The organism is Pirellulaceae bacterium (genome assembly GCA_029243025.1).
In the GTDB taxonomy this organism is placed as follows: Bacteria; Planctomycetota; Planctomycetia; order Pirellulales; family Pirellulaceae.
Map to the genome: position 1 here is coordinate 1 of JAQWSU010000021.1, position 12,619 is coordinate 12,619.

General features: G+C 52.5%; 9 protein-coding genes. 2 read left to right on the forward strand and 7 right to left on the reverse strand.

What is annotated here, in order from left to right:
* Positions 1–97: 97 nt before the first annotated feature.
* The 7 genes from P8N76_09325 to cimA form a co-directional block, all read right to left on the reverse strand.
* Positions 98–556, reverse strand: a complete 459-nt coding sequence (locus P8N76_09325; GenBank protein MDG2381864.1) for a hypothetical protein — start codon at positions 554–556, stop codon at positions 98–100.
* 765 nt (positions 557–1,321) lie between these two features.
* Entirely contained in the window at positions 1,322–2,767 is a 1,446-nt protein-coding gene (locus tag P8N76_09330) for an extracellular solute-binding protein (protein ID MDG2381865.1), read from the reverse strand.
* Positions 2,768–2,846: 79 nt separating this feature from the next.
* Complete coding sequence (locus tag P8N76_09335) at positions 2,847–3,965, reverse strand: citrate/2-methylcitrate synthase (GenBank protein ID MDG2381866.1); 1,119 nt, start codon at positions 3,963–3,965, stop codon at positions 2,847–2,849.
* Entirely contained in the window at positions 3,965–4,834 is an 870-nt protein-coding gene (gene prpB / locus P8N76_09340; protein ID MDG2381867.1) for a methylisocitrate lyase, read from the reverse strand. The genes P8N76_09335 and prpB overlap by 1 nt, the downstream gene beginning before the upstream one ends.
* An 81-nt stretch (positions 4,835–4,915) precedes the next feature.
* Positions 4,916–5,317 carry a bifunctional nuclease family protein gene (locus P8N76_09345; protein MDG2381868.1) on the reverse strand — a complete coding sequence of 134 codons (402 nt, stop codon included), beginning with the start codon at positions 5,315–5,317 and terminating at the stop codon, positions 4,916–4,918.
* Between the two features lie 349 nt (positions 5,318–5,666).
* Entirely contained in the window at positions 5,667–8,807 is a 3,141-nt protein-coding gene (locus P8N76_09350) for a valine--tRNA ligase (GenBank protein ID MDG2381869.1), read from the reverse strand.
* A 67-nt stretch (positions 8,808–8,874) separates the two neighbouring features.
* Positions 8,875–10,470, reverse strand: a complete 1,596-nt coding sequence (cimA, locus tag P8N76_09355; GenBank protein ID MDG2381870.1) for a citramalate synthase — start codon at positions 10,468–10,470, stop codon at positions 8,875–8,877.
* 457 nt (positions 10,471–10,927) lie between these two features.
* Between cimA and cmoA the strand changes: the two genes are divergently transcribed.
* A complete protein-coding gene (gene cmoA, locus P8N76_09360) occupies positions 10,928–11,641 on the forward strand; it encodes a carboxy-S-adenosyl-L-methionine synthase CmoA (protein MDG2381871.1) in 714 nt (237 codons plus the stop codon).
* Positions 11,638–12,612 (forward strand): tRNA 5-methoxyuridine(34)/uridine 5-oxyacetic acid(34) synthase CmoB, encoded by a 975-nt coding sequence (cmoB, locus tag P8N76_09365; protein ID MDG2381872.1) that lies wholly within the window; start codon positions 11,638–11,640, stop codon positions 12,610–12,612. The genes cmoA and cmoB overlap by 4 nt, the downstream gene beginning before the upstream one ends.
* The last annotated feature ends 7 nt before the right edge of the window (positions 12,613–12,619 follow it).

A 12,619-nucleotide genomic window follows, 5' to 3' on the forward strand; every position in this document is an offset into this window, starting at 1 on the left:
ACACATGGCGAGATCTCGACGAAGATTTCTTCCGGAAATGTCGATCCGAACTTGCCGGTCGCCAAGTTAAGACGAAGCCTGCAAAACCACGACCTCATCAGAAACGGGCAATAAAAAACGCGGTTAAACATTTCAACAACCAAAAAGAAAAACGCGGCAAACTGATATCACCGTGTGGAACCGGAAAGAGTCTCACTGGGTACTGGATCGCTAAGAAACTGAAGCCCAAGACGATCCTCATTGCAGTCCCAAGCCTGTACTTAGTCAAACAGTCGTTGCAAACTTGGGCTAAGGAGGCCGCCGCCGACAACGTCCCAATGCGATGGATGTGTGTTTGCAGTGATAAGACTGTTGCATACGACTCAATCAACTCCGCATCATGAATCAAATCGTCTACGGTTCTTTTCTCTTCTGCCGTTGCCAGAAGTCCTGCGGGCCTTGGTTTCGCTTCGTTGGATTCAGAGATAGCCACATCGATCAGCGAATTGAATTCCGCCACTTGATCGGCTAGTTCGGGGTGAATGTGCCCAACAATCTTGAGGTTTTTAATGTCCACGGTTTGCTTCTCCATTATCTAAAGGTTAATTGTGATTCCGTACAGTTCCATCGCTCGGGATAGCGTTCTACCTCCGACCTTTGATTGACCATGTCTGATCATGCAAATTAGAGAACGGCTGCAATCAAGCTCGCGTGCGAGGGCGGCATGGGACCTGCTGTCGAGCCGGATCATGTCGGTGATCTTTTGTTTTAAACGTTCCATTGGCTGCCTCTCTGTTTTCGGAAGTGCTTTCGTTTCATGCAGTTATTACGCTAGCCACGATTAATGGTTTAGGAAAACATGACAATTTATTGTCACAAGTTAGATGTGACACGAGGTTGTCACAGCAGAGCGATTTGACATGGATGTGTCACCGTGAAATCATGTGACAGATTTCTGTTACAACGGCCAGAATGTCGTGCTTGGCGTGAAGAGATCTCACTTATAGAACCGGACTGTCGACATATTCCCGGCCTTCAACGGCAGCAGCTTCCGTTTCGTTCGAAAAAAGATTGTTATAGGTACCCGGGGTGGGGGGGCCTGCTGCCGAGATCCGGGATTTCCATTGCCAGGAAGGGGCCTAGCTTGCGTCCTAAGAGCATCAACTTAGAGGTCCGAGTCAGAACACCTACCTTCTCAATCTGGACGAATTCGGGATCGAAGCCTTTGACACCTAAAATCCCTGAAAGCTTTGACCCAAGGTGCGAGGGAGCTCAAGGTGCGAGGGAGCTTACGGGTCCACGGGTGGGATTTTTTTAGCATGCCAATCCTGCTGTGTGGTCGTTATTCGATACCAATGTCCCTAAGGTAAGCTTTTCGCTGTTTTTCGAGCCCCAACTTATTCGTGATGTTTGACCATTCCGATGAGACTTGATCCAAAACTTCCTGAGCTTTCTGCTGTTGAGTGAGAGCCTGACGAATCGCTGTGTCGAGTGCCTCAATATACTGCCGTTGCCCAGGAATGCGGGGCATCATCAGCCACTGGGGCCGACTCTGTTCAGTTCGTACGATTTCGGCATAATCGCTGGCAGATGCAGCAAGTTGGTTGTCGACCCACATCTTAGCATTGACCAATTGGGATTCCCGAAACAAGGTTGTGTGAAATCCTCGGGTCGAAATTCGTGGGCTTTGTTGTTTATCAGTGAGCCACAATAAAAACCGGGCAGAAAATTCGGAGTTGTTTCCGTAACGGGAAATGGCTCCTAGCCTTCCATCGACTGCCAAAAGAGGCACTTGCATTATGCCCGCTTCTCGCTGTTGCCATGCTCCATCGCTCGGTTGGAATACATCGATCGCACCGGGTAAATTGCCAAGTCGCAGGGCAACGTTTTGCGGCGCGGCTTCGCGGCTGGCGGAAGGCCATGCCAAGCCCATGGCAGCTTGGTTGTTCAAGAGAGATTTCACGACATCGTGAGGGGTTTGCTCGATCGCTGATTCTGGCATCGATGCGTAAGCGGCCGTTAGCTCTTGGAACGCACGCACAAAGGGTGGTGAGTTAATAAGTGGACGCATCGAAGCGAAATCAAAATGAGTTGAATACTGGCTGCGGTGTCGTGCATAGGCAGCCGATCGAGCCAGCAATGTTCTAGCAGCCCATCCCTTACCCAACGGTTCAACAGTGGCTGACTCGACTGTTTTTGCCGTTGAGTCGCTTTGAAGTTGTTCCTCGATTTGGTGAATGACTTGTTGGTATTCGGACCAGGTTTTTGGAACGGAAAGCTTCCATTTATCAAACAGATCCTTCCGATAGAAGAGCAGCAGTTGCGGAGAACCGAAACTAACCGCGTAGGTCTCGTCTCCCCAGCGGATTTCTTGCCGTCGAATCAGCGGGAGAATGTCATTCCAGTGATAATCTTTGGCGGCTGATGAATTTGGTTGTAAGACGGATTTGGGTAACGGACGGATCGCTCGTTGTTCGGCAAGCATTCCTAGCCAGGAGGTGGGAAAGATCAGCAGATCCGCCTGCTTGGCAGCATCGATCTGAAACTCTTCGACGGAGGTAAGGTTGACCTGAATCGGGTCTTGAGATTGAGCGTTCCATTCTCTCTGGATCGCTTCTGCTAATGGGGGGTCGTCAACGACAAGAATCCGTAATGGCTGGCGAACTGTCGGTGTTTCGTCCTTCGGAGTCTTGTCGGAAACAGAGGCCGGCTGACAGCCGGTCATCAGCAACATCCCGAATAGTTGAATCGCGACGAGGCAAGTTGAATATCCACCATCTGGCTTCATATTGGCGTTTCGCTAAAGCAGAAAAGTATTGATCGGGTGATTTGCCTGGAATGCTTGTCAGCGACCGAAGACGGAGACTTTAGCGGGATTCAATGGAAACCCATTCTCGAGCGGACGAGCCGTTGTAGCGTGATCGTGGTCGAATGATGCGATTGTTTTCCAACTGTTCCATCACATGAGCACTCCAACCGACGACCCGACTGACAACGAACAAAGGCGTGTACAATTCCACCGGCAATCCCATGTAGAAATAGAGCCGAGCACTGGGCCAATCCAGGTTCGGGGGCAGCCCTTTTTCTGCAACAACGATTGTTTCTATGATTTCCGCCATTGCTTCCAATTGTTGATGTTCGGGCTCAACCGCAAGTTTCCCACACAAGCTTTTTAAGTACTTGGCTCGTGGGTCGCCCGTTTTGTAGACACGGTGTCCAAATCCCATGATCCGTTGCTTGTCGGCAAGTGCTTGACGGACCCAGGCCTCGGCGCGATCCGGCGAACCGACTTCGGCAAGAACATCCAGTACCCGCTCGTTTGCTCCACCGTGCAGCGGTCCTTTCAACGCACCGATCGCTGCCGTGATTGACGAATGTAAGTCGGAGAGTGTTGATGCAACGACTCTCGCTGTGAACGTCGATGCGTTGAATTCGTGTTCCGCGTAGAGAATGAGTGACACATCCATGGCGTGAACGTGATCTTCATGTGGCATCTGACCATGGAGCATCCAGAGCAGGTTGCCCGCTAGCGAAAGATCATTCTGGGGTGGTAAAGGCTGCAGCCCCTGCACCAAGCGGTAACGGGCGGCCATGATCACTGGGAGCCCTGCTAAGATTCTCGCACTTTTACGCAGATTGGCTTCGTGGCTGTTGTCGCCGATCTCATAATCCCAGTGGGCCAAGAGACTCGCTCCCGTCCGCATCACATCCATGAGGGATGCCGATTTGGGAATCCGACGCAGAACATCAAATATTTCGGGATCGATTTGAAGGTTGTGGGTTAGTTGTTGATGGAATGTCTTGAGTTGTGAGATCTTGGGGAGTTCGCCGTGCAGGATGAGATAGGCAACCTCTTCGAACATCGCCCGATCGGCAAGATCTTCGATTGAGTAACCTCGGTAATTCAGGCCGTCTGCAATGGAACTGATCGAGGTCTCACCCGCAATAACGCCTTCCAAACCGGGGTGGTACATGGCATCCGTCATCAGGCAGGGTCTCCAAATTGTGCTCGATCACGTTGTTCGTAATCGTCGTATTCCAATAAATCGTAGAGCTCCTGGCGAGTTTGCATCAGATCCAGTAGATCCTTTTGAGTGCCATCGGCCGCAAGGAGCCCCAGCGCGGCTTCCGATGCCTTCATCGCAACACGCAACAACGTGACGGGATAGAGGATTACCGCATAGCCGAGTTCGGCGAGTTCTTCGCAAGTTAACAACGGACTCTTGCCAAATTCGGTCATGTTGGCGACTAAGGGAACCTCAATTGCTGCTGAAAAGGATGCAAATTCCTCTTCGTTCGCCAACGCTTCGGGAAAGATCCAGTCAGCACCAGCGTCGACATAACGTTGGGCTCGTGTCAACGCTTCCGCCAAGTCACTCACGCCACGAGCGTCCGTACGGGCGATAATCACTAAATTAGGATCCGTCCTCGCAGTCGTTGCGGCCTTGATCTTCTGACACATTTCGTCCACCGATACCAGAGTCTTACCTGACAGGTGGCCGCACCGCTTGGGGAGTTGTTGGTCTTCGAGCTGGATTGCGGCCGCACCGGCCGCTTCCAACTCGATGATCGTGCGCCCAACGTTGATCGTATCACCAAATCCGGTGTCTGCGTCAACCAGCAAGGGAATGTTGACTCGCCGTGTAATTTGACTCGTCTGATTGACAAGTTCGGTGAGCGTAAAAAGTCCGACGTCCGGTAGTGCCAAGACGCTCGCAGAAAAAGCAGCCCCCGACAGATAGGCCGCTTCGAATCCAAACTGCTCAATCATTCTTGCCGTCAGCGCGTTGGCAGCGCCGGGGACCTGGATCGTGTCCGATTGAATCGCCTGACGCAGTTGTTGACCGGGTGTCAAAGGGATTCCTTCGCAAGGTAGATAAGTGGAGTGTATCGGTGGAGCAGGAGGCTGGAGGGCAAACGCAGACTGAAAACGAACCTATTCCATGGCTTCTTCCAGAACTTCTTCATCAACATAGATCGGCAGTGGCGGGTCACAGGTGACCGCAATTGCGATTGCGTCAGAAGGTCGGGAGTCGATCTCCGTTAACTCGCCATCTTGTCGAATACGAAGTTTGGCAAAATAGGTGTGGTCGCGCAGTTCGGTGATCACAACACTATCCAGTTCTGCTCCGAGTTGTTCCACGATGTTGACGACCAAATCGTGGGTCAATGGTCGGCTGGACTGGTAATCCTTGACGCGTCGATCAATACTCGTCGCTTCGAAGATGCCGATTAAAATTGGAAACTGTCGATCACCTTCGACCTCTCGAAGATAGATTACTTGTTGATCGTTGATCTCACTGATAATGATCCGCGACAACTGCATTTGCACAGGCATTGGTTGATTCCTTGATCATGCTGGTCTAGCTGACAGACCACCGCGATCGCCCCAGTCACTGGGTTCCGGACATCGGACGTAGAATTGCTCTAATGATTGCCCTTATTCTATCTCAGTGGATTCAATGCGAAACAGGGCACTGGGCGATTGATTTGGCATCGAGCTAGAAAAGTAGCATTGGCCGAAGAGGGGCAGGATTCCGATTTGAGGAAGTCGGGCCGGGAGCTCCATTTTTACTGTCTTTTGACGCTTTTGGTCGTTCTACTGCGTCAGATCGACCATCGCGACGGCCGGGTTGATCGCTGTGGAAAATCAGCCCCGCTTGCAAGCATTTTGGAGAGTGGGGCAACTAGGACGAACTGCGAAGCTTTTCCAGTGCTTCACGAACAGATGCCAACTGCTGTTTGAGGGTTTCCAGCCCCTCCTGCTCACGTTGGACCACCTCCGCGGGGGCTCTTTGCACGAAACTTTCATTACTCAGTTTTTTCTCTTTGCCCGAAATCATGCCCAGCAGCTTACTTTCTTGTTTCGCGTTCCGTTCAATTTCAGCCTCTACATCGATGAAGTCCTTGAGATCGACGAAGACGTCCATCTCGTTGAGATCGACCTTGGCGTGGGTCTGCGGGATTTCTGCCTTTTCACCCCAGCCGGTGGCGTGGGCATTTGCCATTCGTTCAAAATAACGTTCCATCGGCTGCAGCAGGCCATTATCTTCGGCTCCGCATCGCACAACAAATTCGACTTTATCTCGGGGGGGAATTCCCTGACGGCTGCGGATTTCTCGGATGGCCCCCAGAACTGCCTGGAATTTAGCGAATTGTCCCTCGAGCTGTTTGTCTTGGCGTGCCCTCTCGACCGTCGGCCAGGGCGCTACGACAACGTGTTCACATGCCAAAGTCGGTTCGGATAGTCCGCGGACGGGTGCCACTCGATTGAGCAATCCCCAGACTTCTTCGGTCAGGAATGGGATCATCGGATGAAGCAGTCTCAGGAGCGAGTCGAGTACGTATGCGATCACGCGTTGCGCTGTGGGCCGTGTCGCGGGGTCCTCGAAGCGAGGTTTGGCCATTTCGGCGTAAAAACTACAGAATTCGTCCCAAGCGAAGTCGTAGAGCGTTCGGGCTGCGTCGGCATAGTGGTAGTGCTCGAGTCCTTCTGTTACCTGTTCGGTGACTGTGGCGAGGCGACTGAGGATCCAGCGATCTTCAAAGGCTAAATCACCATCACTCACCGGGGATGAGCCGTAACCATCAAGATTGATCAAGGTAAGGCGAGCAACATTCCAAAGTTTGTTGCAGAAGTTTCTCGCGAGTTCAAATCGCTCGCTCACGACGGCGCCGCGCAAGAGAACTTGATCCTCTTCCTTCCTTGCCCATTGGGTCGAAAACTCTTCTTGGCATTTTTTACATTGAACGCGCGGGAGCTCGCGATTCTTTTTGGTTTGATCCATCAGAGACTGGCAATGGGGGCATTCAAATTGTACGGGCATACGGACATCCTGAGTGTCCGTGGTCAGGTAGGCGATGCCAAATCGCAAAGCATCGGCGCCGAATTTTTCGATAACGTCCAGCGGGTCAACACCATTGCCTTTCGACTTCGACATGGTTTCGCCATATCCGTCGAGGATTTTGGGGTGAATAAAGACTTCGCGGAACGGAATCTCACCCATGTTATTCAGACCGGCCAATACCATCCGAGCCACCCAGAGCGTAATGATGTCACGACTGGTGATCAGCGTGCTGGTTGGATAGTAGTAATTCAGCTGCTCCGACGAAGTCGGCCATCCCAATGTCGAATGGGGCCAGAGTGCCGAGCTAAACCAAGTGTCGAGCACATCGTCCTCTTTCGTGAGCCCAGAGGATTCTAGCTGTTGTTCAATTTCGGGTTCATCGGCGGCGACGCAGACAAGTAGCGACAGTTGATTCTCGGCGGCCCCGGGACCAATGATGGCGGTCAGCTTGCCTTCGTAATCGCTGGCGATGGCTTGGGACTCTTGGGTGATATCGACCGTTTCCAAAAAGTCGAATGACTGCTTTGCCCAAACATTGGCATCATTTTCGGCAGTAAACGACCAGATTGGAATGCGATGGCCCCACCAGAGTTGTCGGCTGACGGGCCAGTCTCGCTTTTCGCTGAGCCAGTCGAGGTAGCCTTTACGATAGCGAGGTGGAAAAATCTGGACTCGATCGTCAGTGACCGCATCCATTGCCGACTGGGCCAATTGGTTCATTTTTACAAACCATTGGTCGGCCAAATAGGGTTCGATCGGTGTTTTGCTCCGATCGGAGTGAGCGAGATCGATCTGACGATCTTCGATTTCACCAAGCAAGCCTAACTCGTCCAGATCGGCGATCACTCGCTTGCGAGCTTTCTGGATTTTGTCGCCTTGGTAGGGCCCTGCGTTGGAGTTCAAAGTTCCTTCAGGATTGAGGATGTTGATCATGGGCAAATCCGCTCGCTTGCCAACTTCGTAGTCGTTAGCATCGTGAGCCGGCGTGATTTTCACGCAGCCACTCCCTAGATGAGGTTTGGCCCATTCATCGGTGATCAAGGGGATTTCTCGATTAACCAATGGCAACTGGAGCATACGTCCTGCGACTGCCATGTCTCGCAATTGGATCAGCTGCGGCAGCATCTCAACGCGCCGTTGTTGAACTTGTTCCAGCTCTGCCGCGATGCCTTCTTTATCTTTTCCCGGTGCCGTTAACAACCGTTCCTGGAGTTCTTTTTCCACCGCGTCCAGGGCGGCGGCTGGATCGGGATGAACGGCCACTGCAGTATCGCCCAACATTGTTTCCGGCCGTGTCGTGGCGATTGTTACGAATTCAGGTTCGCCGGGTTGCGGATTCAGAACCGGGTATTGGAAGTGCCAGAAATGTCCTTTGACCGTTTCATGGAATACTTCGTCGTCGCTGACGGCGGTCTGTAGAAACGTGTCCCAATTCACCAGTCGTTTGCCGCGATAGATGAGTCGTTTCTGGAATAGGTCGAAAAATGTTTGTCGAACGGCACGAGCGCAAGTCTCGTCAAGCGTGAATCGTGTTCGCTGCCAATCACAGCTACACCCCATTTGCTTTAACTGAGATAGGATCCGAGTTTCGTAGGCGTCTTTCCATTGCCAGATTCGTTCCACCAGTTGCTTGCGACCCAGATCATGCCGCGTTTTTCCTTCTTCCTCGAACAGTCTTCTTTCCACCACCGCTTGCGTGGCAATGCCAGCGTGGTCGGTGCCTGGCATCCAGAGTGCGTTAAAACCTCGCATTCGTTTATAGCGGATCAAAACGTCTTGCAGGGTGTTGTTGAGGGCGTGTCCCAGATGCAAAGCTCCCGTTACGTTCGGCGGTGGGATCACGATCGTAAACGGTTCACGTGTCGAATCGGGTTCACTGTGGAAGTAACCTTTTTGCTCCCACATCTCGGACAGCCGTTGCTGGGCTGTTTTGTAATCGAATCGTGTTGGCAGCGTTTCGGCCGAGAATTCTACGCTCATGAGTTTCTTTCATGCGACGGCGAGGCGACGCTGCGTCGGTCGCACTGCGCGGTGATATAGGGGGGGACTAGGAGGCTACCTGTTTGTCTTGCTGGGATTGCTGATTCGTTTCGTCCTTATACAGCTTGTATTCGAACGAGTCGACCAGAGCGCTCCAGCTTGCCTCGATAATGTTTTCGCTGACTCCGACCGTCCCCCAAACACTATCGTCGTCTCGACTTTCGATGAAGACGCGAATTCGGGCCGCGGTCCCTGCGTCGGTGTTGACGACGCGGACTTTGTAATCGACTAAGTGCATTGATTGAAGATTAGGAAACGCTCCGTTCAATGCTTTTCGCAAAGCCGCATCGAGAGCGTTAATTGGACCGTCACCTTCAGCGACTTCGTGCCTTAGTTCTTCACCCACATTCAATTTGATCGTGGCTTCCGTGCGAGGCGGCTCACCGGCATCACCAATCACTTCAATATGATACTTAATCCGACGAAAATGCGGATTAAACGTTTCGGCTGTTTTCTTGACTAGCAGATCAAAAGAAGCCTCAGCTGCTTCAAACTGGTAGCCTTCGTTTTCGAGCGTCACGACCCGGGCTAGAATCTTATCCATCAGATCGCGGTCGTGGTCCAATTGGTGTTTGGTCATCTTGGAAATGATATTGGATCGTCCCGACAATTCACTGACCAACACGCGGCGTTCATTTCCAACGGACTCCGGTGCGATGTGTTCATAGCTGGAGGCGTTGCGATTTACCGCATGCACATGCATGCCGCCCTTGTGAGCGAAGGCACTCGGGCCGACAAAAGCTTGGCCGCTGCGGAAATTTACGTTGGCTGTTTCGTAAACATATCGCGAGATTTCCGTCAAACGCTCGATCGCCTCTTTGCTGAGTATTCGGTAGCCTTTTTTCTTCACTGCTAAGTTAGCAATGACAGAAATTAAATCGGCGTTACCGCAACGTTCACCAAAACCGTTGATTGTTCCTTGAACCTGAACGGCCCCTGCGTCGATAGCTGCCAATGAATTGGCAACCGCCAAATCGCAATCGTTGTGGCAGTGGATCCCGATTGGGATCGAGACCGCCGCCGCTTTGCGCGTTAGCTCAGCAATCTCTTCCGGCATGCTGCCACCGTTGGTGTCGCACAAGACGATGGTCGAAGCGCCTGCCTCGGCAGCTGCTCGAATCGTTTTTTCGGCGTAGCTCGAATTGAGTTTCCAGCCATCAAAAAAGTGTTCGGCATCGTAGATTACCTCGCGCCCCGCATCGCACAGGTATTGAACGCTCTCGCCGATCATTGCCAGATTCTCTTCCAGCGTTACCCCCAAGACTTCGCGCACGTGGAATTCAGAGGTCTTGCCGACCAGGGTGATGACGGGGGATTCGGCAGCGACCAATGCCTTCATGCCAGGGTCTTCAGCGGCTTGTTTGCCGCGGCGGCGGGTCATCCCAAACGCACATGCCTTGGCATGTGAGAGAGGTTTTTTGCGTAAATGTGTGAAGTATTCGACGTCTTTTTCGTTGGAGAGCGGATAGCCACCTTCGACAAAATCGATGCCGATTGAGTCCAGTCTTCGGGCGATCAAGAGTTTGTCATGAAGTGATAGGCTGATGCCTTCGCCCTGGGACCCGTCGCGAAGCGTGGTGTCGTAGATCTGTATGTGTCGCATCGGTTGAGTTCCTCCGACCTGTTTCGGGCCGTAACGACAAAGACAAAAAAAGCCCTGTGACCGTCTGGCCTCAGGGCTGATGATTCAAAACATCCAGTCAACGCCCTCAGGCCCGCGATGATTCGCGAATCGTGCCAATCCATGGAATGCCACTAGGAATAGGGGCAACCGGGTAGAATCGGGCGTCGATCGATAGAGTGGCCGTGTACAGCATGACTCGGATAAATAAGGGCTATTCTCGCTTGATTTGTAAGAATAGGCGGTTGAAGACGTTGTGTCAATTGTGACGCTTCGGAGCTGTGAGGGCTGTTGCAGCGAAATTGTCTCCGATCGCCTACCATTCCCCCTGCGATCCCCACCGAGTTAAATAACGAGCATCTCGGCCCGTGGGAGTTTCGAGATTGGCAGGAGCTCGATTTCGCTGCTTATCGTTCCTCAGTCACGTCAAAGAGAATCAATGAAACAAGACCGGATCTACGCCAGTCCCCGAGAAGAAGTCGAGCCGTTTGTCTTCGATCGGCAGGTTGTGCGCGTGTTTGATGACATGATCGAACGATCCGTGCCCCATTATCGCGAAGTGGTTCTGGAGATCATTGAGCTGGCAGTCGATGCTTTTCAGCCAGAAACCCACTTATATGACTTGGGCTGTTCGTTAGGAGCCGTTTTGATTCCCGTGGCGTCGCGGTTGGCCTCCCAGGCCGGTACGATCTGTGGAGTCGATCAATCAAGCGCCATGCTGGAGGAGCTTTCGCGACGTGGGGATGGTTTGCCGATCAAATTGCTCTGTGATGATCTGAGCCAAATGAGCTTTCAGCCGGCGTCAGTGGTGATTTTAAATCTGACCTTACAGTTTGTCCCCGTAAAAGCTCGTCACGTCTTGTTGGCACGCATTTATGATGCGATGGTCAATGGGGGCGTGTTACTGTTGACCGAAAAAATCGCGGCACCGAATCCAGCACTCGACCAGCTTTATCGTGAGCGACATCACGCATTTAAACGTTCTCAAGGCTATTCAGATCTGGAGATCCATCAGAAACGGCAGTCGCTTGAGGACGTGCTGGTGACAGAAAGTAAGGAAGTGCATTTACGGCGTCTTGCCGATGTTGGATTTTCCTCCGTCGATATTTGGCATCAACGTTATAACTTCGCGTCGTTTTACGCTTGCAAATGAATCGCATCGATCTCTTATCGTCGTTGTTTTCGACCATGCCCGATCTGGAACTGGCAGACGTGCTGGATCTGCGTGCGTTGGAAGCAGAAGTCAGGCTGGAGCTGCCTCGAGGGATCGGGGCAGAGCTGATGACGGCTTTGGGCGAGCTACCTCGCTTGAGCGTAGTCGATTGTGATTGTCGCGACGTCGTCAGGGCCCAACTGTCGAAGCCGCTGAGTGAGCTTGAGCGAAAGCAACTTGTCGACTCACTCATGCAGTTCGCACCCTGGCGGAAAGGCCCATTCCAGATTGGCGATGTTTTGATCGATGCCGAGTGGCGATCAGATTGGAAATGGGACCGCGTCGTGACGCATCTGCCGACTTTGACCAATCAACGTGTGCTTGACGTTGGTTGTGGAAACGGATACTACCTGTATCGACTCGCCGCGCAGTGCCCGCAAGTGGTGGCGGGTATCGATCCTTACGCTCGTTACTTATTTCAATTTGTCGCCTTGCAGCAGTACATGCAGATCGAAAATATCCGCTTTCTACCCGTTTCGCTGGATCGGCTCCCCGACTTGAAGCAGTACTTTGATGTCTTGCTTTGCATGGGGGTGCTCTATCATCAACGTTCCCCCCTGGATTTTCTGGCCCAATTGGCTGGCTATTTGCGGCCGGGCGGGAGCCTAGTGATTGAGACGTTGACGATTCCCGGAGACGATTCGATCGCCCTTTTTCCAGCTTCCCGCTACGCGAAAATGCGAAACTGCTTTTTCCTGCCAACTTCGAATTGTCTCCAAGGTTGGTTGTCGCGTGCTGGATTTTCCGACTTGCGGGTCGTCGATGAGATGGTCACGACGGTCGCGGAGCAGCGGTCTACAACCTGGATGCAATTTGATTCGCTATCAGACTTTCTTGATCCGAGCGATGCGGCTCGCACCCTGGAGGGCCATCCGGCGCCCCAACGAACCATTGTCGTCGCGACACGATAGCGAACAG

What these genes read in the sequence shown, in the direction of transcription:
- P8N76_09330 (MDG2381865.1), bottom strand. Translation starts at nt 2,767, where the DNA reads ATGAAGCCAGATGGTGGATATTCAACTTGCCTCGTCGCGATTCAACTA.
- P8N76_09335 (MDG2381866.1), bottom strand. Translation starts at nt 3,965, where the DNA reads ATGACGGATGCCATGTACCACCCCGGTTTGGAAGGCGTTATTGCGGGT.
- P8N76_09345 (MDG2381868.1), bottom strand. Translation starts at nt 5,317, where the DNA reads ATGCCTGTGCAAATGCAGTTGTCGCGGATCATTATCAGTGAGATCAAC.
- P8N76_09350 (MDG2381869.1), bottom strand. Translation starts at nt 8,807, where the DNA reads ATGAGCGTAGAATTCTCGGCCGAAACGCTGCCAACACGATTCGATTAC.
- cimA (MDG2381870.1), bottom strand. Translation starts at nt 10,470, where the DNA reads ATGCGACACATACAGATCTACGACACCACGCTTCGCGACGGGTCCCAG.
- cmoA (MDG2381871.1), top strand. Translation starts at nt 10,928, where the DNA reads ATGAAACAAGACCGGATCTACGCCAGTCCCCGAGAAGAAGTCGAGCCG.
- cmoB (MDG2381872.1), top strand. Translation starts at nt 11,638, where the DNA reads ATGAATCGCATCGATCTCTTATCGTCGTTGTTTTCGACCATGCCCGAT.